Annotated in this window: 23 protein-coding genes; 12 read left to right on the top strand and 11 right to left on the bottom strand. The window is 64.5% G+C overall.

What is annotated here, in order from left to right:
- Positions 1–19: 19 nt before the first annotated feature.
- The 6 genes from A3CW_RS45475 (at position 20) to A3CW_RS45455 (ending at position 6,361) form a co-directional block, all read left to right on the top strand.
- Complete coding sequence (locus A3CW_RS45475; RefSeq protein WP_051481266.1) at positions 20–1,564, top strand: flavin-containing monooxygenase; 1,545 nt, start codon at positions 20–22, stop codon at positions 1,562–1,564.
- A 32-nt stretch (positions 1,565–1,596) separates the two neighbouring features.
- Complete coding sequence (locus A3CW_RS45470; RefSeq protein WP_051481265.1) at positions 1,597–2,481, top strand: SDR family NAD(P)-dependent oxidoreductase; 885 nt, start codon at positions 1,597–1,599, stop codon at positions 2,479–2,481.
- Between the two features lie 32 nt (positions 2,482–2,513).
- Positions 2,514–3,413 (top strand): metal-dependent hydrolase, encoded by a 900-nt coding sequence (locus A3CW_RS0106390; RefSeq protein WP_028202815.1) that lies wholly within the window; start codon positions 2,514–2,516, stop codon positions 3,411–3,413.
- 8 nt (positions 3,414–3,421) lie between these two features.
- Positions 3,422–4,312: an alpha/beta fold hydrolase gene (locus tag A3CW_RS45465; RefSeq protein WP_051481264.1), complete on the top strand. Its 891-nt coding sequence runs from the start codon at positions 3,422–3,424 to the stop codon at positions 4,310–4,312.
- Complete coding sequence (locus tag A3CW_RS45460; RefSeq protein ID WP_063750807.1) at positions 4,309–5,355, top strand: alpha/beta fold hydrolase; 1,047 nt, start codon at positions 4,309–4,311, stop codon at positions 5,353–5,355. Before A3CW_RS45465 ends, A3CW_RS45460 begins: the two co-directional genes overlap by 4 nt.
- 112 nt (positions 5,356–5,467) lie before the next feature.
- Positions 5,468–6,361, top strand: a complete 894-nt coding sequence (locus A3CW_RS45455) for a DUF1571 domain-containing protein (RefSeq protein ID WP_051481263.1) — start codon at positions 5,468–5,470, stop codon at positions 6,359–6,361.
- Between the two features lie 127 nt (positions 6,362–6,488).
- Here the strand turns inward: A3CW_RS45455 and A3CW_RS50095 are convergent, their stop codons facing one another.
- The 6 genes from A3CW_RS50095 to A3CW_RS0106345 form a co-directional block, all read right to left on the bottom strand.
- On the bottom strand, positions 6,489–7,142 hold the full coding sequence (locus A3CW_RS50095) for a thioredoxin fold domain-containing protein (RefSeq protein WP_245623548.1): 654 nt from the start codon (positions 7,140–7,142) through the stop codon (positions 6,489–6,491).
- Positions 7,143–7,256: 114 nt separating this feature from the next.
- Positions 7,257–7,841, bottom strand: a complete 585-nt coding sequence (locus tag A3CW_RS45445; RefSeq protein ID WP_245623547.1) for a hypothetical protein — start codon at positions 7,839–7,841, stop codon at positions 7,257–7,259.
- A 187-nt stretch (positions 7,842–8,028) separates the two neighbouring features.
- Complete coding sequence (locus tag A3CW_RS0106360) at positions 8,029–8,508, bottom strand: nuclear transport factor 2 family protein (protein WP_028202814.1); 480 nt, start codon at positions 8,506–8,508, stop codon at positions 8,029–8,031.
- Positions 8,501–9,223: a TetR/AcrR family transcriptional regulator gene (locus A3CW_RS0106355; RefSeq protein ID WP_028202813.1), complete on the bottom strand. Its 723-nt coding sequence runs from the start codon at positions 9,221–9,223 to the stop codon at positions 8,501–8,503. The genes A3CW_RS0106360 and A3CW_RS0106355 overlap by 8 nt, the downstream gene beginning before the upstream one ends.
- 98 nt (positions 9,224–9,321) lie before the next feature.
- Positions 9,322–10,296, bottom strand: coding sequence for a DMT family transporter (locus A3CW_RS0106350; RefSeq protein WP_081771538.1), 975 nt, complete (start codon positions 10,294–10,296; stop codon positions 9,322–9,324).
- A 90-nt stretch (positions 10,297–10,386) separates the two neighbouring features.
- Entirely contained in the window at positions 10,387–11,211 is an 825-nt protein-coding gene (locus tag A3CW_RS0106345) for an AraC family transcriptional regulator (protein ID WP_028202811.1), read from the bottom strand.
- A 201-nt stretch (positions 11,212–11,412) separates the two neighbouring features.
- Between A3CW_RS0106345 and A3CW_RS0106340 the strand changes: the two genes are divergently transcribed.
- The gene (locus A3CW_RS0106340) at positions 11,413–12,090 is read left to right on the top strand and encodes a YceI family protein (protein WP_051481260.1); all 678 of its coding nucleotides are present in this window, start codon (positions 11,413–11,415) and stop codon (positions 12,088–12,090) included.
- A 24-nt stretch (positions 12,091–12,114) separates the two neighbouring features.
- Here A3CW_RS0106340 and tdh read toward each other — a convergent pair whose 3' ends face one another.
- Entirely contained in the window at positions 12,115–13,146 is a 1,032-nt protein-coding gene (tdh, locus tag A3CW_RS0106335) for an L-threonine 3-dehydrogenase (protein ID WP_028202809.1), read from the bottom strand.
- A 17-nt stretch (positions 13,147–13,163) separates the two neighbouring features.
- Complete coding sequence (locus A3CW_RS0106330; protein WP_028202808.1) at positions 13,164–14,363, bottom strand: glycine C-acetyltransferase; 1,200 nt, start codon at positions 14,361–14,363, stop codon at positions 13,164–13,166.
- 163 nt (positions 14,364–14,526) lie between these two features.
- On the opposite strand from A3CW_RS0106330, the gene A3CW_RS0106325 reads away from it, so the two are divergent.
- The 3 genes from A3CW_RS0106325 (at position 14,527) to A3CW_RS45440 (ending at position 16,784) form a co-directional block, all read left to right on the top strand.
- Positions 14,527–15,189 (top strand): helix-turn-helix domain-containing protein, encoded by a 663-nt coding sequence (locus tag A3CW_RS0106325; RefSeq protein ID WP_028202807.1) that lies wholly within the window; start codon positions 14,527–14,529, stop codon positions 15,187–15,189.
- Positions 15,190–15,287: 98 nt separating this feature from the next.
- Positions 15,288–15,695, top strand: a complete 408-nt coding sequence (locus A3CW_RS0106320; RefSeq protein WP_028202806.1) for a DUF2471 family protein — start codon at positions 15,288–15,290, stop codon at positions 15,693–15,695.
- Positions 15,696–15,791: 96 nt separating this feature from the next.
- Positions 15,792–16,784 carry a tyrosine-type recombinase/integrase gene (locus A3CW_RS45440; RefSeq protein WP_245623546.1) on the top strand — a complete coding sequence of 331 codons (993 nt, stop codon included), beginning with the start codon at positions 15,792–15,794 and terminating at the stop codon, positions 16,782–16,784.
- A gap of 65 nt (positions 16,785–16,849) precedes the next feature.
- Here A3CW_RS45440 and A3CW_RS0106310 read toward each other — a convergent pair whose 3' ends face one another.
- Positions 16,850–18,052, bottom strand: a complete 1,203-nt coding sequence (locus tag A3CW_RS0106310; RefSeq protein WP_028202805.1) for a DNA-binding protein — start codon at positions 18,050–18,052, stop codon at positions 16,850–16,852.
- A 1,874-nt stretch (positions 18,053–19,926) separates the two neighbouring features.
- Between A3CW_RS0106310 and A3CW_RS0106305 the strand changes: the two genes are divergently transcribed.
- A complete protein-coding gene (locus A3CW_RS0106305) occupies positions 19,927–21,285 on the top strand; it encodes a replication initiation protein (RefSeq protein WP_028202804.1) in 1,359 nt (452 codons plus the stop codon).
- A gap of 138 nt (positions 21,286–21,423) precedes the next feature.
- Here A3CW_RS0106305 and A3CW_RS0106300 read toward each other — a convergent pair whose 3' ends face one another.
- Entirely contained in the window at positions 21,424–22,503 is a 1,080-nt protein-coding gene (locus A3CW_RS0106300; protein ID WP_028202803.1) for a ParB/RepB/Spo0J family partition protein, read from the bottom strand.
- Between the two features lie 24 nt (positions 22,504–22,527).
- Positions 22,528–23,190, bottom strand: a complete 663-nt coding sequence (parA, locus tag A3CW_RS0106295; protein WP_028202802.1) for a ParA family partition ATPase — start codon at positions 23,188–23,190, stop codon at positions 22,528–22,530.
- A gap of 494 nt (positions 23,191–23,684) precedes the next feature.
- Here parA and arsC point away from each other — a divergent pair, with 494 nt between their 5' ends.
- Positions 23,685–24,038 carry an arsenate reductase (glutaredoxin) gene (gene arsC, locus A3CW_RS0106290; protein ID WP_028202801.1) on the top strand — a complete coding sequence of 118 codons (354 nt, stop codon included), beginning with the start codon at positions 23,685–23,687 and terminating at the stop codon, positions 24,036–24,038.
- The last annotated feature ends 80 nt before the right edge of the window (positions 24,039–24,118 follow it).

Genomic DNA, 24,118 nt, shown 5'->3' with positions numbered 1-24,118 from the left:
CAACAGGGAGACGCTCCGGATGAACGCACCCGCCCGTACCGGCGACGCGATCGGCATCGCCATCATCGGCACTGGCTTTGCCGGCCTTGGCATGGCGATCCGCCTGCTGCAAAGCGGCAACCAGGACTTCGCGGTGTTCGAGAAGGCCGACTCCGTGGGCGGCACCTGGCGCGACAATCATTACCCCGGTTGCGCCTGCGACGTGCAATCGCATGTGTACTCGTTTTCGTTCGCGCCGAATCCGCGCTGGACGCGCATGTTCGCGCCGCAGCCCGAGATACGCGCCTATTTGAACCGCTGCGTCGATCGCTTCCGGCTTTTTCCGTGGCTCAACTTCGGGCACGAACTCACGAACGCGACATGGGACGAGGCCGCGCACTGCTGGCGCCTCGCGTTCGCCAATGGCCGGCGCGTCAGCGCGCGCGTGCTGATCTCGGGCATGGGCGGCCTTTCGCGCCCCGCGTTGCCGGCGATTGCGGGACTCGACACCTTCGAAGGCAAGACCTTCCACTCTCAACATTGGGAGCACGGCTATGCGCTCGACGGCAAGCGCGTCGCCGTCATTGGCACGGGCGCAAGCGCCATCCAGTTCGTGCCGCAGATCGCGCCGCGCGTGGCGCAACTCGCGCTCTTCCAGCGCACGCCGCCGTGGATCATGCCCAAGCCCGACCGCGCCATTTCGGGCTTCGAACAATGGCTGTTCCGCACGCTGCCCTTTACGCAAGCGCTCGCGCGCGCGGGGCTCTACTGGATGCTCGAAACGCGTGTGCTCGGCTTCGCGGTGCATCCGGCGCTCATGAAGAACGTGCAGAAGCTCGCGTTACGCCATATCCGCCACCAGGTGCCCGATCCTGAACTGCGCGCGGCCGTGACGCCCGACTACACGATCGGCTGCAAGCGCGTGCTCATTTCGAACGACTACTATCCGGCGCTCTCGCGCAAGAACGTGCAGGTGGTGACGAATGCGATCGCGCGGGTGGACCGCACCGGCGTCGTGACCGCCGACGGCGTGCATCACGAGGTCGATTGCCTGATCTACGGCACCGGCTTTCAGGTGGCCGACCCATTTCCGCCGGGCGCGATCGTGGGCCGCGGCGGCATCGATATCGTCGAGACCTGGCGCAACGGCGCGCATGCCTACCTCGGCACGAGCTTGCCTGGTTATCCGAACTTTTTCATGCTGGTCGGCCCGAACACCGGCCTCGGCCACAACTCGATGGTGTTCATGATCGAATCGCAGATCGAGTACGTGCTCGGCGCGCTCGCCGCCATGAAGAACGACCGCGCGGATTCGATCGACGTGCGGCCCTATGTGGAAGCGCGCTACAACGAGCGCATCCAGAACAAGCTTGGCCGCGCGATCTGGTCGGTGGGCGGTTGCAAGAGCTGGTATCTCGACCCGCGTAATGGCCGGAACACGACGCTGTGGCCCGGTTTCACCTGGCGCTTTCGCCGCGCCACGGCGCACTTCTCCCTCGCGGATTACCAGGTCTATCGCGCGCCGCACGCCACGCAGCACGAAGTGCCGCTCACCGCTGCCACGCAACCCACCGAGGCCGCCTGAACAGGCGCACCCAACTCACCCGGAGCCCGCCCATGAAACGCTTTGACAACAAGGTCGCCGCCATCACCGGAGCCGGCTCGGGCATGGGCCGCGCGCTCGCGCTCCAGCTTGCCGGCGCCGGCTGCCATCTCGCGCTCGCCGACCGGAACGCCCCTGCGCTCGAGGAGACCGCTCGCATCGTGGGCGCGCTCGCCCCTTCGGTGGGCGTTAGCACGCGCGTGCTGGACGTGAGCGAGCGCGATGCCGTATTCACGTGGGCCGACGAGACGGCGGCCACGCACGGCGGCGTCAATCTCGTCTTCAACAACGCGGGCGTCGCGTTGTCGAGCACCATCGAAGGCATGGCGTACAGCGACCTCGAGTGGATCGTGAACATCAACTTCTGGGGCGTCGTGCACGGCACGAAGGCATTTCTGCCGCATCTGAAGGCAAGCGGCGACGGACACATCGTCAATACCTCGAGCGTGTTCGGTCTCTTCGCACAACCAGGCATGAGCGGCTACAACGCGACCAAATACGCCGTGCGCGGCTTCACCGAAGCGCTGCGTCAGGAACTCGACATGATGCGCTGCGGCGTGTCTGCGACCTGCGTGCATCCGGGCGGCATCCGTACGAACATCGCGCAATCGAGCCGCGTGGCGCACAACATGGTGGGCTTCATGGTGGCGAGCGAGCAGCAAGGCAAAGACGACTTCGAGAAGTTCTTCATCACCACCGCAGACGACGCGGCCCGCGCCATCCTGAGCGGCGTGAAGCGCAACGCACGGCGCGTGCTGATTGGCCGCGACGCGCGCGCGGCGGACTGGCTCGTGCGCACGCTGCCCGCCGCTTACCAGGCGCTGGTCGTGATGAGCGCGCGGCGCGAAGCCGCGAAGGCACGCCGCCGCGCCGCGCGCGGATCCGCCGCCACGCAATGAATAACAGCAGGCACACAACAGGGAGCCATAACATGATGCCGATACGGCGCGACATCCGCTTCGCATTGCCGCCCGAAAGGGCTTGTGACTGGCACGTCGAGGGCGTGCCGGTCACCCACTTCTTCAACGCGCTTTCGCTGCTTTTTCCCGCGGGCGAGCGCTTCTTCATGGATTCGGTGCGGCATTACCGCGACCGCATCGAAGACCCCGAACTCAAGAAGCAGGTCATGGGCTTCATCGGCCAGGAAGCGATGCACACGCGCGAACACGTCGAATACAACGACTTGCTCCAGGCGGCGGGCTTGCCCGCGCACAAGCTCGACAAGCGGCTGTGGGCCATCCTCAACTTCGCGCGCAAGGTGTTGCCGCCTTCGCTGCAACTCGCGCAAACCGTGGCGCTCGAACACTACACGGCCATGCTCGCCGACCTGCTGCTCGCCGATACGGGCACGCGCATCGAAGGCTCGGTGGCGGGCTACAAGCAGATGTGGCTCTGGCACGCGCTGGAGGAAACCGAGCACAAGTCGGTCTCGTTCGATGTCTGGAATCGGGTGATCGAGCCGGGCGTCAAGCGCTATCTCATGCGAACCGGTACGATGCTCGCCACCACGGTTCTCTTCTGGCTCATCGTGTTCGACTATCACCTCGCGCTCTTGCGCGCGCACCGCCGCCGCGAGGGCAAGGTGCGCGGCATGGGGAAGCTCGTGAAGTTTCTCTACGGGCCGCGTCACGGCGTGTTCCCCGGCATCGCGCTCGAATGGCTGCGCTTTTTCAAGCCCGGCTTTCATCCGTGGGATCACGACAACCGGCGGCATCTCGCGCGCCTCGACGGCCTCGTTGCGCAGATCGACGAGACCAACGCGCAGTACGCCTCGCGCGCCGCCCCGCGCCGCGTGCCGCTGCATCCGGCGGCAACGCCGCGCGCGGTGTGAGGCAGGTCATGCGCGGCGCGCCCGAACCCGTGTTCGTCCGGTCCGACGACGTGCGCCTCGCGGTCTACGTCAGTGGGCCCGACGATGCGCCGCCCGTCGTGCTCGTGCACGGCTACCCCGACTCGGCGCGCATCTGGAACGCGTTGCGCACCGAACTGGAAACGCGCTTTCGCGTGATCGCCTACGACGTGCGCGGCATGGGGGCATCCGTTGCCCCGCGTGCCCGCTCTGGCTACGCACTCGCGCAACTCGCGCGCGATCTGCTTGCGGTCGCCAATGCGACCTGCGGCGCGCAGCCATTTCATCTGCTGGCGCACGACTGGGGGTCGATCCAGTGCTGGGAAGCCGTGACCGAGCCGGCGAACGCCTCGCGGATCGTTTCGTACACCTCGATTTCCGGTCCTTGTCTCGACCATGTTTTTCTCAAGCCGCGCGTTCCCGCGCAGTTGCTGAAGTCGTGGTACATCGCGTTCTTTCATCTTCCGCTCGTGCCCGAACTCGCCTGGCGGCTTGGCGGCGCGGCGTTGTGGCCGTGGTGGCTGCGCAGGACCGAGCGCGTGTGCGTCGAGCCGGATCCCCAGCAGTTGCGCAACGCGCTCAACGGGCTGCAACTCTATCGCGCGAATTTTCTTGCGTGCGCGCGGCACCCGCGCGAGCGCCGCACACGTATTCCGGTGCAGATCATCGTGCCGCGTTTCGACCGCTACGTGACCCCGGCCATGTCCGAAGGCGTCGAGCGCTGGCTCGGAGCACACCAGCGCGAAATCATCGCCGCGCCGCATTGGGCCGTGGTGAGCGAGGCACGGCAGATCGCGGCACGCTTCACGCGTTTTGCCACGTGCGCTTCGCCATGCGCACAAGGCTTCGACCCCAACCCGCACACAGAGGACCGCCAGTGAACCCACTTGCCCTGCCTGCCGCGGTCGTTGCCGCCGGCGCCGCTCTCGCCGCGCTCGCCGCATTCACGCGACGCGCCACGCGCCGCATCGAAGCCGCCGTGCCGATGGACGGCCAACTGATCGACATCGACGGCGACCGGATTCATTACGTCGAGTTCGGCAGCGGGCCGCCCATTGTGTTCATTCACGGCCTGAGCGGGCAAATGCGCAACTTCGCATGGCTACCCATGCAGGCGCTCGCGCGCGAACATCGCGTGATACTCATCGACCGCCCAGGTTCCGGCTACTCCACACGCGGGCCGCACGCGTCGGCGAATATCCGCGCGCAGGCGCGCACGGTCGCGCGCTTCATCGAAGCACTGGGTCTCGAATCGCCGGTACTCGTCGGGCATTCGCTGGGCGGTGCGATCGCGCTGGCCGTGGCGCTCGATCATGCGCACGCCGTTTCGCGCCTCGCGCTGATCGCGCCGCTCACGCACGTGCAGACTGAAGTGCCCAAAGCCTTTCGCGCGCTCGTGCTGCGCTCGAACGCCGTGCGTCGCTTCGTGGCGCGCACGTTCGCGACGCCCATCGGACTCGCGACCAGTTCCGCCGTTCTCAAGCAGGTATTCGCGCCCGAGGCCGTACCGGGCGATTTCCGCACGCGCGGCGGCGGACTGCTGAGCTTGCGGCCCAGCGGCTTCTACAGCGCCTCCGCCGATCTCATCGCGATTGAAGACGCCGACGATCTCGCACAGATGGAACGACGCTACGCAGAACTGAGCGTTCCCGTGGATATTCTGTTTGGACGCGACGACGTCGTGCTCAACTGGACCCGACATGGCGATGCGCTCAGCCGCCTCACAAGCCAGGTGACGCTCAAGGTGGTGAGCGGCGGCCACATGTTGCCCGTCACCGCGCCGTCCACGACCTACGACTGGCTGCTCTGCGCGCTCACGGGCACGGTGCACGCGGGCCTCGCGCGCGCGATCGAGACGGATCAGCCGGGCACGGACATCGGAACGCCCGCACCGGGCGTGCTGGGCAATCCGTCCGCGACTTAGCCGACCTCGCCACGCGGCATGCGCTGCGTGAGGAGACAGTCGCGAAGCTGAAAAATGCGCCGGTCCGCGTGGGAAGGTGTGGGCCGCAAGCATTCATCAAGGGAGACAGGAAATGAAAGTCCATCAGGCACGCACGCTCTTCGCGTGCGCAGCGCTTGTGCTCGCCAGCGCCACGGCGTTCGCCCAAGGCAACGGCGCAGAAACAGGCAACGCATCCCAAGGCGCAACGCCCGCCGCCGAAGTCGCGAAACTGAGCGTCGATCAACAGGTGCGCTGGCTGCAGCGCGCGCAGAAGAGCGACGCGCTCACGAAGCTGGACGACGCGCAGCTCACCGCGCTCTTCGAAGCGTTCGACCCGCTCGTCGTGCCCACGCTCATCAAGCTCGGCCCGGCGGGCTATCCCTCATACGAATTCGTGCTGTCTCGGTGGGAGCGCCTGAACGGCAAGTGGCCCGCGAAGCCCGCGCACATGGTCGTGAAGCTGGAGCACGAGCCGCTGCGCATCTACGCGAAATGGCTGCCCGACGGCGTTCATTCGGGCGAGGAGGTGATCTACGACGCCTCGAAGCGCCGCGACGAAATGTACGGCCACCTCGGCGGCCTGCTCGGCGTGATGCCGATGTGGACCGCGCTCGACGGCACGCTCGCACGCTCGCAGTCGAATCACAAGATCACGGATCTCGGCACCGAATTCATCGTGAGCCAGTTCATGACCGACGCGAAGAAGTACGTCGAAGTGGGCGCGTCCTACAAGCCGCAAGTCGAGGTGAAAACGATAGAAGGCGTGCGCGTGGTGGCGCTCACCTACATTTCGCCGAGCGGCAAGCCGCAGTTCTACGCGAAGAAGCAGACGCTCGGGCTGGACCTGCAGCATCCGTATTTCCGCACCGTCGAAGCCTACGGGGACGACGGGCAGATGTTCGAGAAAATCGTCATCGACAGCATCGCGCCGAAGTCATTCGACGACGAAGCATTCGATCCGAAGAATCCCGATTACAAGTTCTAAACCTGGCGCGTGAGGGCAAAGGTGAGGCTTTTCGGGAGGAGCGCACGACATTCGACTCCTGGAACTCCTCACCTATCGTTGTATCGGTGAACTCACGATGCGGTGAATGACTCACCGCCGCGCGCGCTCAACGATACTTCTGCAACTCGGCATCGGTGATCGGTTGCGCCGGCAAATTCAGCATGCCCGGCAGATCGCCGAGCTTCGGCAAGCCGCTGACATTGGCCCAGCGTCCGCCCGAGCCCTGATAAATAAGCGTAGGCGTACCGTCGAAACCGAGGTCCTGAAAGAGCTTGATGTTGTCGTCGAGCTTGTTCTTGTCGGCGGCGGGAATGTGCGCGAGCGGGGCGATGCCGCCCGACTCGTCCTTCTCCGAGTAGTGAGTTTCCAGCTCTTTGAGCAGCGCGGCGCCGTCTTTCGCCTCCAGCAGCGCGGCCGCCTTGCCCGCCGAATCGGGTTTCAGAAAGCCCATAGGAATCCAATGCACCTGCAGGCCGACCGCTTCATACGGTTGCAGCGCTTTCCACACCAGGTGACAGTAAATACAGTTTGGGTCCATAAAGACATAAAGCGTCGACTTCACATTCGACCCATTCGCGCCTTCGACGATCGCACTCGCATTCTGCAGGCTTGCAGCCGCCGTTGCGGGCAACCAGGCGGGCTCAGGCGCCGCGGCGGCCATGGCGCCGGCGCTCATGGCCAGTGCGCCTGCGGCGATCAGCATGCGTGTGAACTTCTTCATTCTTTTCCTCTGACTTGGATAGCGCGTCGCGTCGCGCACCTGTGAAGCGAAGGCTCGTATCTTAGGGTCAGGCCGTGGCACGTCACTGACGCCAATATGACAAAGGCGTCAGGTTAACAGCAATGGTGAGAGTTTGCGGGAGGACGTTGGACCCTAAAACTTGAACCGCAACTGAAACCCGATGGTAAACGGCAGATCGTCAGACGGTATCGGCGGAATGACGATGAAGTTCACGCCCACGCGCTTGTACGCGACCATCACGATAGGCGCGACCACGGGCCCGATCGTATGGTCGTGGCCGAGTCCCCAGTTGCCATAGTTGTAGCCGGAGATGATGCCGCCCATCGCCGCGAGCCGCACGAAGCCCCAGTGCAGAAACTCGGGCGCCCACACTGCGCCGCCATAGTAAGAGGGCCGGCGCAACGAGTTGCGAAAGCCGCCTGCCGTGAGCGCCCACGTATCGCCGGGCCAGCATTCGATGCCGAGGCCCGGGTTGAATTGTTCGAAGTCCTTGTCGGGATGGATGTGGTACGAGCCCACCATCGCATCGACCCATAGGCCCGAACTACACCAGTTCGCCGCGTGCGCCGACTGCGCCGTGCCGAACAGCAGCAGCGGCAGGAGCAGCAGGGCAGCAGCCGCGCCGCGTTTCGTTCTCTTCGCCTGCGTTGTCGCCTGCGTCGTCGCCGTCGTTGTCGTTATGGTTGCTGCGTCACCTTGCTTCTGCCAAAACCGCATGGGCTCTCCGTCCTTTCTTGCGCCGATCCACCTGGGGATCGTCTGTTTTCTGATTGCTGGTTCGCGGTGAATGACGAACTGTACCGCAACCCGATGCGTGCGCAATGGAGTCCAGGCTCGGATCGGGCAACGCGCTCGCTGCCGGCATGGTGCCAGCGTAGCGAGTCGTCCCGATGAAAGCGAAGCGTCAGAGGCCGAGGTCGGAGAGGCCCGGATGATCGTCGGGACGGCGCCCGAGCGGCCAGTGGTAGAGACGAACCGCCTCGCGGATCGGCAGGTCGTTGATCGATGCGTGACGATGCGCCATCAGGCCGTTCGCGTCGAATTCCCAGTTTTCGTTGCCATACGAGCGGAACCAGCTGCCCGAATCGTCGTGCCATTCATAGGCGAAACGCACCGCGATGCGATTGTCCGTGTACGCCCACAACTCCTTGATCAGGCGATAGTCGAGTTCACGCGCCCACTTGCGCGTGAGCAATTGGACGATGGCCTCGCGGCCCGTCACGAACTCGGCGCGATTGCGCCACACGCTTTGCTGCGTGTACGCAAGCGAAACGCGCTGCGGGTCGCGCGTATTCCAGCCGTCTTCAGCGGCGCGCACCTTCTGCATGGCGCTCTCGCGCGTGAACGGCGGCAGCGGCGGACGCACTTCGGGCGAATCACTCATGGTCTTGCTCCTTGCGTTGGGCGGCGCGCCGGGACGGTGCGCGCAATGGGGATCGGGTTTGGGATGGGCTGCGGGAACCGGAACCGCTTTTCGGTGCGAAGGCGTCGAGCAACGACCGGCCTGCCGCGCGTGCGTCGAGCGCCGCATCGGCGTCGCCGCTTACTAGCGCGACGCCGATCGCGCCGTCGATCAGGATCAGCCATTGCCGTGCGAGGCGCGCGGCGACCCGGCGATCTGCGCCGACGCTCGCGGCCCACGCATCGCTCTGTTCGCGCACGAAGTCGAGCAGGCGCTCCTTGTGTTCGCGCGCGACCACGCGCACGGGGTCGTCGGGCGACGCGATTTCGCCGGCGGCGTTGAGAAACGCGCAACCGTGAAAGCCTTCGGACGAGAACCACTCGCGCAATACGTCGAACATGCCGACAAGGCGCGCTTGCGGCGTGCGTCCGCGCGCGAGCGTGCCGGCGACGAACCAGCGCATCCAGCGCTCGTCGCGCCGCGCAAGCGCAGCCGCGACCAACGCGTCCTTCGATTCGAAATATGTGTAGAAGCTCTTGCGCGCCGCACCCGCCGCGCGAACGATCGCATCGACGCCCGTTGCGTGAATGCCGCCCGCGTAGATCAGCGCCTCGGCGGCTTCGAGCAGGCGCTCGCGCGCATCGGCCTGCGGCGTGTCGGCGTTCGCTTCGGGGTTCGTTACAGCGAGCGGGCTCATGACTAGTCTCGTTCAGCGCGATTGCGGCGGGATGGCGAAGATCAGCGGGAGAATGATCGTTCTCCCAGTCCGCAATGTAGAACGATCATTCTCCCAAGTCAAGACACTTTGCTCTCGCGCGCGCCGCGCTGCGCGCTAATGCGATCCCAAAGCGCGCGTCCTGAAACCGCGAACACGGCGGCCACGACCAGGGTGAGGCCCAGCACGCGCGTGAGCGTAAGCGGCTCGCCGAGCAGCACCGTGGCCAGCGCCACGCTCGATACCGGCGCCACCGCGGTGAACACCGCGGCCTCGCCGCCTGGCACGCGCGCCGCACCCGCGTACCAGAGCCAGAATCCGCCCACGGTCGGCACGAGCGCGTAATACGCCACGCCAAGCACGGCGTTCAACGGCACGGCGTGGGCCGCGCCCAGCCAGCCGGGTAGCGCGCATAAGCCCGATACGACGAAGCCGATTCCCGTCATCGCGCTTGCCTGTGCAAGGGGCGGCCACGGCCGCGACAGCCGTTTGTTCAGCAGGACGAACAGGCTTTCGCACACGACGGCACCGAGTATCATCGCGTCGCCCGTGAGCGAATGTGCACCATCGCGATGCTGCCCGGGTGCGAGTGTGACCAGCGCCACGCCGAGGCTCGCGATCGTCACCGAAACAAGCGTGCTCGCACGCAGCCGCTCACCCAGCACCAGCGCCGCCGTCACCGCGCAAACGGCCGGCAGGGTGCCGAGGATGATGCCGGCGTCGCTCGCCGAGGTGCGCTGCGTGCCCGCGATCAGCAAGACCGTATAGCCGACGCTGCCGATCGCCGCCTGTGCGACGAGCAATAGCGCGTCGCGCAGGCCGGGACGCGGAAACGCCGTACCGGTGAGACGCATGAGCAGCAGAAAAACCGGCAGCGCCATCCCGAAGCGCAGCGCGGTGGCAGGCAGCGGATCGAGACCGGCGCCGATGGCCTTGCTCGCAATGACCGTGCTGCCGACGGTGAGCATGGCCGCCGTCAATTGCGCCTGCGCGACGGATCGGGGGGAGAGGGTCAAGCGCCGCGCGTTTTGGCGCGACGGCAATCGTATCGACATGGAGCGCTCCTCGTGGTGATACGCCTGTATAGGCTCACCACGACGCGCCGTCTTGGATCGTTGTGCGTCAGCGCCTGGCGCGCGTGCGACTCATGCCGCGCGCGCGAGCCGGTAACGCCCCGGCGATACGCCGAACTGCCGCGCGAATGCGCGGTTCAGGTGGCTCTGGTCGCAGAAACCGGCGGCCAGCGCGGTCTGCGCCGGGGCATGGCCCGCCTTGAGCAGGCGCCGCGCGAGCGCCACGCGGCGATGCAGGATGTAGCCGTGCGGCGCGACACCGAACGCACGCAGGAAACCGCGATGGAGCTGGAAGCGGCTCAGCCCCGCCGCCTGCGCGAGTTCGGCGAGCGAGAACGGCTGGGCCGGATCGGTGTCGATCATCTCGCGCACGCGCGCCAGCGACGCCGGTGAAGACTGCGCGAGCGCGCGCCGGTGGCCGAGCGCCTCGACGAGCCGCGTCATCACCTCGAGCGCGGCGGCATCGAAGGCCATATGTGAGAGGTCGCTGCTTTGGTTGGTTACGTGTGTGAAGGCTGCATCGAACAACGCGCGCAAACGCGGTTCGCTGATCACGGGCGCGTGCAGCGCAAAAGCCGCGTCGTCACCTTGCGTGACGTCGGCTTGCAGCGCGTCGACCCAGCGCGGCTCGAAATACAGCATGCGCCACGCGCGGCCGGCGGTGCCGAGCGGGCGGCCGTCGTGTACCTCGCCCGGATTGACGAGGATGAGGTCGCCCGGCACGGCCTCGACCTGGCCCGCATCGCTGAGCGAGACATGGCCACCGCGATCGATCACGCCAATGCCGTACTGGTCGTGCGTGTGACGCCCGAACGCGCGCGCCGTGGCGGCCGTCATCGCGTCGACGTCGCGCACGAGCGTGGCGTGAAAACGCACGGCATGGTTCGTGGCTGGCATAGGCGGCTCTCCGCTCGTTCGGGCTCCAATGGGCGTATGAGACCCGAGTTTCGCGCCGCGCGCAATGTGCGCGTGACCCGGTCGGGAAACTGCGCGGGCCGCTGCGATCCGGCCCCGTCGCGTTATGCTTCGCGAACCGGATGGAAGAAACGCACGTCGCCAAACGTCATTACGGATGTCGACAAGTCAAAGGGAGATGAGATGAAAGACCGGCCGCTGGTATCGCTTGCGCCTCTCGTTCGCGGCTCGCGCCGCGCGTTCTGCGTAGCGCTGTGCGCAGCGAGTCTTGCCGCGTGCACGCCGCTGCGCGTGGTCACGCACAGCGTGAGCCGCACGGAAGCCGACGTGCCGGCGGGACACTACGTGATGGACGCGCATCACTGGAGCATCGTGTTCGACGTCGATCACTTCCACTACACGCGCTTCGTCATGCGCTTCGACCGCGCACAGGCGACGCTCGACTGGCAGGCAGGCGGCCTCGAAGCGGCCACCGTCGACGCGACCATCGACGCCACCAGCCTCGACACCAACGTCGGCGCACTCGACGCCATGGTGAAGGGACCGCAGATGCTCGATGTGCAGCGCTATGCCCAGATCGGCTTCACGAGCACGCACTTCGAACGCACGGGCGAAGGGCGCGGCACGCTCACGGGTAATCTCACGATCCGCGGCGTGACGCAACCGGTCACGCTCGACGTGACCTTAAACGGCTACGCGCCGAATCCGCTCACGAAGCAGCCCACGCTCGGCTTCACCGCATCGGGCCATTTCAAGCGCTCGGCGTTCGGGTTGACGAGCTGGTATCCCGCCGTGGGCGACGAGATCGACGTGCGCATCGAGGCCGAATTCGAGCAGCCGGCGCCGGGCGCAGCGCCGTAAAAGCCTCATCAAATCAATGCGCGTTCAGGCCGTGGTCCAGTCGAGAATGACCTTGCCGCTCTCGCCCGAGAGCATGGCCGCGAAGCCTTTCTCGTAGTCGTCCACGTCGAAACGGTGCGTGATGATGGGCGAGAGATCGAGCCCGCTCTGCAGCATCGCGACCATCTTGTACCAGGTCTCGAACATCTCGCGGCCGTAAATGCCCTTGATTTCAAGCCCCTTGAAGATGACCTGGTTCCAGTCGATGGCGGTTTGCGCGGGCGGAATGCCGAGCAGCGCCACCTTGCCGCCGTGGTTCATCGACTCGAGCAGCGCCGTAAACGCGCTCGGCACACCCGACATTTCGAGGCCCACGTCGAAGCCTTCGGTCATGTGCAGTTCGTTCATCACGTCGCGCAGCGACTCGCGCGCCACGTTCACGGCGCGCGTCGCGCCCATCTTGCGCGCAAGCTCGAGCCGGTAATCGTTGATATCCGTGATGACGACGTTGCGCGCCCCCACGTGCTTCGCGATCGCCACGGCCATGATGCCGATCGGCCCCGCGCCCGTAATCAGCACGTCCTCGCCCACGAGGTTGAACGAAAGCGCCGTGTGCGTGGCATTGCCGAACGGATCGAAAATCGCGGCGAGATCGTCGGAGATCTCGGGCGGAATCTTGAACGCGTTGAAGGCCGGAATCACGAGGTATTCGGCGAACGCACCTTCGCGGTTCACGCCCACGCCCGTGGTGTTGCGGCACAGGTGGCGCCGCCCCGCGCGGCAGTTGCGGCAAAAGCCGCAGGTGATATGCCCTTCGCCCGACACGCGGTCGCCGATCTGGAAGCCGCGTACCTCCTGGCCCATTTCGACGATCTCGCCCACGTATTCGTGGCCCACGTGCATCGGCACCGGGATAGTCTTCTGGGCCCAGTCGTCCCATTTCCAGATATGGATGTCCGTGCCGCAGATCGCTGTCTTGCGGATCTTGATCATCACGTCGTTATGGCCGACTTCGGGCTTCTTCACGCGCGTGAGCGTGAGTCCGGGCGCGCGTTCGAGTTTGGCGAGTGCTTTCATTTGATTCGCAATCCTTGTTAAATCACACCGAGCCGCTTGCCTACGTGCGCAAACGCTTCTACGGCGCGCCCGATCTGCGCGGACGTGTGCGCGGCGCTCATCTGCGTGCGAATGCGCGCGCGGCCTTTGGGCACGACCGGATACGAAAAGCCGATGACGTAGACGCCCTCGTGCAGCAGCGCGTCGGCCATTTTCGAGGCGACCTGGGCGTCGCCGAGCATCACCGGAATGATCGGGTGCTCGCCGGGCACGAGCGTGAAGCCGAGCGCGCTCATTTCGCGGCGGAACTGCGCGCCGTTCTCGCGCACCCGGCGGCGCAGCTGCGCGCCTTCGTCGCTTGCAATCAGTTCGAGCACCGCAAGCGTGGCGGCCGCGATGCTCGGCGTCAGCGTGTTCGAGAAAAGATAAGGGCGCGAGCGTTGGCGCAGCAAGTCGACGACTTCCTGCTTGGCCGCGATATAGCCGCCCGACGCGCCACCCAGCGCCTTGCCGAGTGTGCCGGTAATGATGTCCACGCGCTGCGGGACGCCGCAGTGCTCGGGCGTGCCGCGCCCATGCTCGCCGATGAAGCCCACCGCGTGCGAGTCGTCGACCATCACGAGCGCGTCGTAGCGGTCAGCGAGATCGCAGATGCCCTTGAGGTCGGCGATGATGCCGTCCATCGAGAACACGCCGTCGGTGGCGATCAGCTTGTAGCGTGCGCCGGCTTCGTCGGCTTCTTTCAGCCTGGTTTCGAGGTCCGCAAGATCGTTATTCTTGTAGCGGTAGCGGCGCGCCTTCGAAAGGCGCACGCCATCGATGATGCTCGCGTGATTGAGTTCGTCGCTGATGATGGCGTCTTCTTCGCCGAGCAGCGTTTCGAACAGGCCGCCGTTCGCGTCGAAACAACTGGAATAGAGAATGCAGTCTTCGGTTTGCAAAAACGTGGCGAGCGCGCTTTCGAGCTGCTTGTGCACGGTTTGCGTGCCGCAGATGAAACGCACCGACGCCATGCCGAAGCCATCGCGCTCGAGGCCGTCTTTCGCGGCGGCGATGAGCCGCGCGTCATTGGCGAGGCCGAGGTAGTTGTTCGCGCAGAAGTTGAGCACGTCGCTGCCGTCTGCGAGCCGGATGTCGGCCGACTGCGGCGTGGCGATCACGCGCTCGTTCTTGTAGAAGCCATCGGCGCGGATCTGGTCGAGCGTCGCGCGCAAGTGGTCGAGATACGGGGTACGCATGAATCGTGCTCCTCACTTCGCTGCGGCCTGCCGCAGTCTTGCTGCGACATGCCTGCGGGTTGCCTGCGGTTTGCTATAGTCGCCGTCAGCCGTTGGCGAAAATTTCCTTTATTTCGAACCCAAGTTCGATATGTCGAACGCACTCTAATCGATGAGGCCGTGAATGGCAAGCACCCGCAAACCGCGCACCGCCCCGGCGGGCACCGTTGCCGACGCACCGGCGTCGGCCGCATCCGCTGCAACCAACGTACCGGCTGCATCCGCCGTACCTGCCACCGTGCCGCCGCGCGTGGGCGAGCAGATCCAGCGGCTGCGCACCGAGCGCAAGATGACGCTCGACGACCTCTCGCGCGCCGCGGGCGTCTCAAAATCCATGCTATCGGAAATCGAGCGCGACAAGGCGAACCCGACCATTGCCGTGGCCTGGCGGCTCACGAACGCGCTGGGCGTCAAACTCGATTCGCTGTTCGCCGCCCCGAAGGCGCCCGAAGCGATCGCCGTGGCCGGGCCGCACGACATCCCGACGCTGCACGGCCACGACGCGGGTTACCAGTTGCGCGTGTGGGGGCCCATCGAGCTGGCCGGCCACTTCGAATGGTATGAGTTGACGCTCAAGCCAGGCGGGGCGCTGGTTTCGGCCGCGCACGAACCGGGCACGCGCGAGCATCTCACGGTGCTGCAGGGAAGCATCGAGGTCGAGGCGGCCGGCGCGACGCAGCGCCTGAGGGCCGCGGACACGGCGCGCTATATCGCCGATCAGCCACACGCGATCCGCAACGTCGGCAAGGGCGAGGCGCGCGCGCTGCTGGTGGTGATCCACGGCTGAAGGTCCGCCTCACCGCTCGCCCTGGCCGAACGGACGAGGCTGCGCAATTGGACTGACTACTGTATATTTATACAGTGAAAGTCCGACTGGAGCCGTCGATGTCCCTCCCCACCGAACTGCCGCGCGAGCCCGCTCTGGCGGCCTTGCGCTTTCAGGCCGCTGCGCGCGACCTCGAGCACATCGTCCGCAACATCGCGCAGCGCTATATCGCGCGGCAGGTGCCGCTCACCTGGCGCCTGCTGCATGCCATCGAGGCCGAAGCCCTGGCGGATCTCGGCTTCGCCTGCCGCCACGACGCCCTCATGCTTGGCCTCTTTCAGCGGCCGGGCGACCTCGCCTGGCCAGAAACGGACGAGACTGTCGACTTCGGACAATCCAACGCGCTGCCGGCCGTCTTCGCGTTCGCGGTCTCGGCCTACGAACGCGCCGCCCAAGGCGCGGAAGAATCGCGCCGGCAGGCAAGACGCAACGACGCTGTGCGGCGAGCGAGGGCTTGGGGTGGCTGATCGCAGGCCGGCGCGGGATCGCACGGAACAATAGCGGTGGCCAGGATCCCGCTATCGCTATAATGGTCGTGTAACGCAACTAACGGAATGATAGAGATGGCGTCCTCCACTTCCTCACGCGACCTCTTCGACCAGCAACGCCAGGACTGGCAACGCGACCCCGTCGCCGCGTTCGACGCCTGGCTCGCCTCGCAGGACTTGCGCCGTTCCTCTGCCGAGGTCTATCGCGTGCAATGGGGACGCTTTCTCGAATGGCTCGCGCTCAGGCGCAAAACGATCATGACCGTGGATACCGGCACGATCGCCGAATTCGTCGCAACCCTCGACGTGAAGAAGCCGCAACGGCTTCGCTACCTGCGGCTCATCGAGCGCGTGCTCGATCACGTGCGCGAAATCGAACTCGCCTCGACGAATCCGGCGCGCTTCATCGCCCAGGACGGCGAGGCCGCATGGCGCAACGCGCGCGAAAACGAGCCGACCGGCTTCCTTGCGCCCGCCGAGCGCGCCGCGATCGTCGGCCAGTTGTTCTCGCCGCTCGTCGAGCCATCGGCTGCGAAACGATGGCGCGAACGCCGCGACCGGGCGCTCGTCGCCATCTTTCTGGGCGGCGGATTGAAAACGGGAGACGCCATCGCGCTCACGCTCGATTGCGTGGCGATCGGCTCGGAGTGGGTCACGATCGAAGCCGCCAACCCGGCGTTTACGCGCGTCACGCGACTGACGCCATTTGCCGTCGACGTGCTTGGCGCCTGGCTCGAAGCGCGCCGCCTGGCCGGACTGCCCGGGCAGCTGGTGTTTCCGGGCTCCCCCTCGGGGCGCCCCATGCACAAGGCCACGGTGCTGCGCGCCATCGACGCATTGATGGAAGCGGCCGGCGTGGCGGAAACGCGCGCCGAGCGCGCGAGTCCGCAGACCTTGCGCAACACGTTCGCGGCTGACCTGTTCGAGCGCGGCGTGGATACCGATCAGGTAGGGCAGTGGCTCGGTTTCCTCCAACCGATCTCCGCGGGGCGGCTCCATCGCGCATGGAAAACGTGGGCGGAACGCGAGGCGTCCCCACACGTATCTACGCAAGGTGACGAGGCGTGAAACGCCACGTCGGCCGGCGATTGGGCGTTTAAGAGGCGCGTGCGCGCCTCCCGTAAAAGCTCACGTCAAGCCTGTTCGTGCGAATGCTTGCCCGCCATGAAGCGCGCGTACGCCGCAAGCTTCGACGCCCCCGTTCCCGAGGTGTGCTCACACTCCGGGCACGTGAATTCGAAACCATCGTCCACTTCGGACAATTCCGGTTCCCCTTCGTGGCAGTTAGGACAACGCGCCGGCAACGCGACGTAACCGTCGACCACGGTGCCAAGGCTCGCCAGTTCGGTTGCGCCCAGCCGGCCCTCGGCGGCGAGTGAACAAAGCAATGACGCGACCGAGGTGTCGAGTCCTTGCTGTCCGCGCAATGCCGTGACCTGGCGGGTGAGCCCGTCCACTTCGTCGGACCGTTCGCGCAGCACGGCGTCGAGCCGGTCGGCGCGGGCCTTGGCCGTCGCCAGCTGCTGGATGAAATCGAATTCCTTCTTGCTGGCATCACGCTGGGCCGCCTGCCAGGTCGACGACATCGAGCGCAACGAATCCAGTTCGACCAGCATCGGCTTGACGCGCCGTTCGGCCTCGGCGAGCGCGTCCTTGATCTGCTGTGCGTAGTGCTCGGTGCTCTTGCGCATTTCCTCGTGCAAGCCGTCGATGCGATCGCGCAACCCCGCGTTGGTGGTCTGCTCCGCCTCGACCCGTTTGCGCAGGGCGTCGTTTTCCGTCTCCAGACGCTGTACCAGCACTTCGCGGTTGCCGTGTGCCGCAACGCCCTGCGCGGACGCCGCGGCAAGCCGGCTTTCGAGCTCGCGCACCCGCTCATAGGCCGCTTCCACGCGCGCTTCGCTGCGTTGCAGCATCTCATCGGAGGCTGAACGACGGGCCTCGGCGTCCCGGGTCGCCTGCTCGGCATCGAGGCGGCCGGCTTCGAATTCCGTGCGTTCAGCCTGCAGGGCTTCGCCCGCGAGCGCGAGCGCCTCCTCGAAAAGCGCGCCCAGCAGCTCGCCGGCGCGCTCTTCCAGCGCGGGCGGAATCGCCCCGGCGCCCACACGCACTTTGGAGGTCGCGCGAATGCGTTGCCAGAAAAGCTCGATGTCCTTGGGGATGTCGCTGGCGCTCCCGGTTTGGGTCAGCTCACGGACGGCAGCCATCGAGGGCTTGATCTCAAAATCGAAGAACAAGCGTTTGCAGGCGTGTAAGGACAGTTCGTGCCTGCGTGCTCCGTTTTTGCGCAAATCCTCGATTTCTTCGCGGATTGCCTGGCGGTCCTGGTCTCGCATATTCGTCTTCTCGGCAGGGGAGTGAACGAATAATAACAAATTACGTTCTATTTGCTACGTTTTTACGGATCGAGATTGCCAGTGGTCGCGAAATGGCCCTCAAGAGGCCTTTTATCGCGTCGCGAGAGGAGATCAGCGTGGATCTTCCGTGAAACAAATCGAACTTTGTTTCATAAGCCCTTGTAAACGCGCGAATTTCTCTGCTAATTCTACTGCGATCCGTTGTTTCACGCGAGCCGCCTTGTGGACATGGCGTGGTGGTTGGTTTGGGATGTGGATATCTTGGGTAGCTCGCGGGGGGATTCTTGCTTGAGAGATATAAAAGTAAACACCCTTGATACCGGTTAAAAACGTTAACGCCATGGCAAATCCTTACCTGGCAGGGCTTTCCGGCCGAGCAGGTGAGGCTTTACGGGACCCTGGGTGAGCGCCTGCGGGACAGATGGGTGGCGGGCTTCGGGAACGCTGGTGAGCCGCTGCAGGAAAGGACGTGAGCGGGTTCGGGAGCGAGGGGATTCTTGACTTCCCGGCAAGGGTGAGGCGATACGGGAGGCCACGGCCGGGCAGATCACGCGCGGCCGGGCCCGGCTTCGATGTTACGGAAAATGCAACGGTGAGCGGATTCGGGAGCGACGATTGGCGCCATTTTTCAGCTAAATCGAGGGGCTGAAACACGTGGGGTGAGAAGAATCGGGAAAAAATGCGCATCGAAGGTGAAGTTTTTCGGGAGCCAACGCCCGAAATCGGGCGAAACGGGCGCTTTCGGGGCCCAGAGGTGAGCTTTTTCGGGAGCTTGCACGCGAGCCGTGCGGATCTGCCGACTGCTCGCAGGACGTTCCCGAGGACAATTCGCGACACAAGGTGAGAATTTTCGGGAGATTGCCGCAGTGCCGCGAAACGCGCAGCGGCCGCCCGCGCCTGGATGGCTAAGGTGAGGCTTTTCGGGAGCATTTTCTGGCATATTTCCTGCCCAAGGTGAGCAAATTCGGGAGAAAGTTGGCGTTCACTGCGCTGCAGACGCCGAGATGACGGGCTCGCGGATGATATTTCTCCCGGTTGGAATCCGGCATGGGTGAGATTATTCAGGAGGGTTTTCTCGGCAAACTCGCAGCTGGCCGAATCTCGCGTCTCGATCTGAGGTGAGGGAATGCAGGACCCGATATCGCCTGCCCCCGCCTGCGACGCATGTGGATAAGTCACGGAATCCATTGGTTTTTTCTTTTCGGCGCCACGAGCGGTGAGGACTTCCGGGAGGTGTCGTGACGGTGCAGCAAAGCCGACCCGGGATGCCAAAGGTGAGGGTTTTCAGGAGCGATTGCGGCGTGGCAGCCGCAGCGACGGCCTTCGGGAGCGGATCGATGAGTCTGGCTCGCGCGACGACAGGTGAGAATTTCCGGGATGCGTGGGGCACATATCGGCGCCCCGTCGATGATTTGGTGCTTCGATCGCCGGGTCGGGCAGCCTTGGACGCCACAATTGGGACCTTCCGATCGCTTTGTCCGGGCGGCGCGCCATGTTTTGCTGCAGTGCGATCGCATCATTGCGGATTTTTTAGCCGGCAACGGCTGGTCGCCAGGATTTTGCGACTACCCACGAACTTTTTTCACCGCGGCGTGAAAATATTTAAGGTGAGCGAATACGGGAGCCGATGGCAACCCTTGGCACTCTGCAGAAATACGGGATCCTGCCGGATCGTGCATGACGCAAAGCGCCCCGCTGGATGGGCGTCTGGCCAAAGGTGAGGCGATACGGGAAGGTGTCGCGGTGAGTGGCGTGCGCGAGATGCGCATCACCGGCAATGGTGAGGGAGGCCCTATAGACGCCTATCACCACAGACGGTATCCTTTCGCGAAATTCTCTCCTCGACCCGACGCATGGCCACGAAGCGCGTGAAAAAGACCGATGTGGTAAGCCCCAGCTCGGCGGAATTGCGCAAGGCCGTCGAGGCGATCGCGATCCAGCCGAAGAGCGGCAAGATCACCCTGCTGACCCGCAAGCTGTTCAACGTCCTGCTGGCCGTCGCCCAGCAGGCCGACGAGTCTGGCGATACCTACCGTGCGCTGCTGTCCGACATCGTCGCCAACTCGGCGTTCGATTCGAACGATACGGCGCTCGTGAAGGAGCACCTGCGCCGCATGGTGTCGGTGCAGGTCGAATGGAGCCAGGGCACGTCGAGCCAGAAGCCCGGCCGCAAGTGGGGTATCTCCACGCTGATTGCGGACGCGGAAATTCTCGAGGATCCGCAGACCCGCCGCGTCTGGGTGGAGTTCTCGTTCGCGCCGAAGATCAAGAAGAAGCTGCTGGATCCGGTCCAGTACGCGCGCCTGAGCCTGCAATTCCAGAGTCAGTTGCGCAGCAGCGCGGGGCTGGCGCTCTACGAGATTTGCGTGCGCTATCTGACCAACCCCAGCCATCTGACGATGCGCGAGACCTGGGAGTGGTGGCGCCCGATCCTTTCTGGTACCCCGGACACCGAAGCGGGCGACGAAGCCAAACGCGAATACAAGTATTTCAAGCGCGATTATCTGCGGCCCGCGATTGCCGAAGTCAACGCGGTGACGAACATCTTCGTCGAGCTGATTGAGCATCGCGAAGGGCGCCGGGTCGCCGAAATCCAGTTTCGCGTCACCGAGCGAAAACAGCCGATGCTTGCGCTCGACGAGCATCCGAATGTGTTCGACAGCACGCTCGTCGACCGCATGGTCAAGATCGGGATTCCGCTCAAGGAAGCGCAGTCGCTCTACGCCGACAGCGAGGAAAACCGCATTCGCGCCGCGTTGCAGCTGACCGAACAGCGCATGCGCAGTACGAGCCTGCCGCCGGTGCGCAGCGCTGCGGCGCTGTTCAAGGACGCGTTGAAGAAGGGCTATGCGCCGCCGGTGGAGACCGCGGCAGGCGCCACACCGGCCGTTGGCCGCAGCGCGGCGGCAGCGATCACAGCCGACGATCCGAAGGCGCGGCTGCTCGATGAATACGCGGCTTATCGGCGCAAGGAAGCGCGCTCGCTCTACGAGGAGCAGGGCGACATGGAGCGCGAACTGGCGCGTCAGTCGTTTGAGACGGATGAACTGCCGGGACTGGGCTCGCATTTGCGCGACGACTGGCGTCGTCGCGGGCTCGAATCGAAACTGGGCGATACAGCGTTTTTCGACTGGCTCGCGCGCAAGACCTGGGGCGAGCCGACCGACGGCGATCTGCTCGCGTTCACGTTGAGCCAGACGCGCGCTGCCTGAGCGTCAGGGGTGGCCGCCCCGTGCAATGCGGGGCGGTGGTGGCGAGGCCGTTTGGCCGATCGTGAGGCGTGAAACGATCTTGCTTCCATCGTCGACGGTCCGCCCAATGCATGGCAGCCGTCGACACATTTTCCAACCTTATTTCGTCTTCAGGATCTGCTCGATCTGCTGAAGAATTGCGTCGCGCCGATCTTTGGTGAGTCCCTTCAGGCGCAACTCGAGCCGGTCGTCGCCATATGACTTCAGGTCGCCGACGGCGACTCCATCCAGTTTGATCTCCAGCCGTTGCGCGTAGCGTTGCCGCCCAGCCGGTTTCGGGCTTTCCTGCGCGCTCGCCCGGCCTTTGACGATATCCGCCACCTGACGCGTGCTGAGGTCGTCGGCCACGATGCGGTTGATGAGACGCAGCGTGGCGTCGGTGCCGCGCGCGCCGTGATAGCGCCCGACCTGATAGGCCATGTTCGAGCCAAAGCGGTCCGTGCGCGCCACCATTTCCTGCATGACCGGTTCCGGCAACTTGCCGATCGCTAGCGCAACCGCCACCGTCGATTCGTCGAGGCCGAGGTGATCGGCAAGTTCGCGTTGACTCTGGAAATGCTTTTCGTCGATGAATCGCTTCCACACCACCGCGTTATCGAAAACGGTTTGCGAGTCGCGCTGGACGTTCAGGTCGTAACCGAGTTTGTAGCTCTGAATGCCGATCGGCAGGTCGACGACGATTGCCTTGACGACTTCCTTGTTCGCTTCTTTCAGTGCGCGCACGCGACGGCCGCCGTCGCTCACGTAGTAGCTGCCCGGCGTGGCGTAGTCGGGAATGACATGGATCGCCTGCTGCTGTCCTTGCTTCGCAAGATTGACTGCGAGTTCGGCGATCGATGCCTTCAGATAAAAGTGACGCGGATTGAAGGGGCTTGGCTTGATGTCCTTGAGGGGCAACTCGATGATCTGCCCCGGACGGTAGCCTTGGGCGATGCGCCAGGCACGGTATTCAACCGACTCGTGTTCGAGGCCGGGTGCGTCGTCGAGAATCGGTTCGACGGCAGGATCAAGGCCGGTCACAAGCGCAGGCTGACTCGAGCGCCCAGCTACTTCGCGCGTTTTTGGCTTGTCCTGGACGAGTCCGTCGATGGCGTTGAGGCGGTCGAGCGCAGTGCGCTTCTCGCTGCTCGTCGTATCAGGGCGAGCCTGAAAGCCTTTGGCGAATTGGGAGGGTTTCATTCAGGGTCCTTTATGCGCATAAAGTCAGGGGAGCATCGCCGCGATCTCGTCGGCGCATGCGCGCACTTCCACTGCGGCGAGGCGAGCGCCGCGGTCGTTCATTTGCAGAACTGTCTGGCCCAAGGCCATTGCCTGCTTGTACGCTTCACGTGTGGGAATCTGCGTTCTGAGCAGAGGGAAACCAAGCTCTTCGAGGGCACGCTTCAGCTCGCGGGTAAGCATGCGCTTCTCTTCGGTCTTGTTCAGCAGGAATACCGCGCGCAGATCTTCGTTCATGACCTGGGCCTGCTGGATGAGCTTCACGAGACCGACACTCGACCAGTAGTCAGCAGGGGACGACGAAGTCGGAATGACGGCGACGGTCGCGGCCAGCAACACCACGCCGGAGACCTTTTCCGTGATCGACGGCGGGCAGTCCACGACGATCACGTCATAGTCGTTGACGAACTTCTTGATCTCCCGGTGGATCTGGCCACCGGCTTCGGAGAGATTGACGACTGGGAACGGGATGCCGGTGTCACCATCGGATGACGCACTGGCCCAATGGACCAGCGTGTTTTGACCGTCGGCATCCACGACGAGAACCCGCTTCCCCTTCTCGTGAAAGGCCGCGCCGAGATGCATCGCGATCGTGCTCTTGCCGACTCCGCCCTTTTGTTGCGTGACTGCGATTATCTCTGCTGCCAATTGGTATTCTCCTTTTTGCTATTAGCTTGGGATTTTACCTGGAATGTTTTTCAGTTCAATGATTTTTGACGTAATTCGTGGCTGAATTAGCCATTCGGACAAGGTTTATGCGCATAAAGCCCGGGCGGGGGTATGGGGATACCACATAGCGGTCGCGTGCGGGATGGGATTCCGCCTCGGCGACGCCTTCGATGCGTGGTGTCGATCGGTGGCGTAACGGGCACACCGGAAGATGTCCATGCGCGCACCTCACCGCTTTATGCGCATAAAGTCCGCCTCACTCCATCGCAACGCCGTCTCGCACAAGCGCGACCCGAAGACCTCACCGCGAATCCCGCACGCGATCCCGTGGCAACAAGCCGTGCCAAGAGAGTCACGCCTCGTCGGCTGAAGCTCCCTACGCGCACCAGCGCGCCCCCCGGTAAAATCGCAGCGATTCCCCGGTCTCACTCACTGAGGCTCACCGCCCGCTCCCCTCTCGAACTTCCGACGTCATGATCACGATCTACCACAACCCCCGCTGCTCCAAGTCCCGCGCGGCTTGCGAGCTGGTCTCCACCGCGAAGGCGAACGAGCCAGTCGAGGTGATTGAATACCTGAAGCAGCCGCTCACCGTCGACCAACTGAAGACACTGCACGCGATGCTGGGCGGCCCGTTGCTCGACATGATCCGCACCGGCGAAACCGAGTACACGGAGCTCGGTCTCGATGCACCCGGCGTCACAGATGATCAGCTCTACGAAGCAATTGTGCGGCATCCGGTTCTGCTGCAGCGACCCATCGTCGTACGCGATGGCCGCGCCGTGATCGGACGCCCGACCGAAAACGTCGCGGCGCTGTTCGGTTGACATCGCCGGGATGAAGGCGTGGGGTTGCTCACGCGCCAAAAGCGAGCGAATCTCGAGCACGAGCACCCGCGTGCATGGAT

Source organism: Paraburkholderia nodosa DSM 21604 (assembly GCF_000519185.1).
GTDB lineage: Bacteria > Pseudomonadota > Gammaproteobacteria > Burkholderiales > Burkholderiaceae > Paraburkholderia > Paraburkholderia nodosa.
This window is presented reverse-complemented; position numbering and strand designations above follow the sequence as displayed.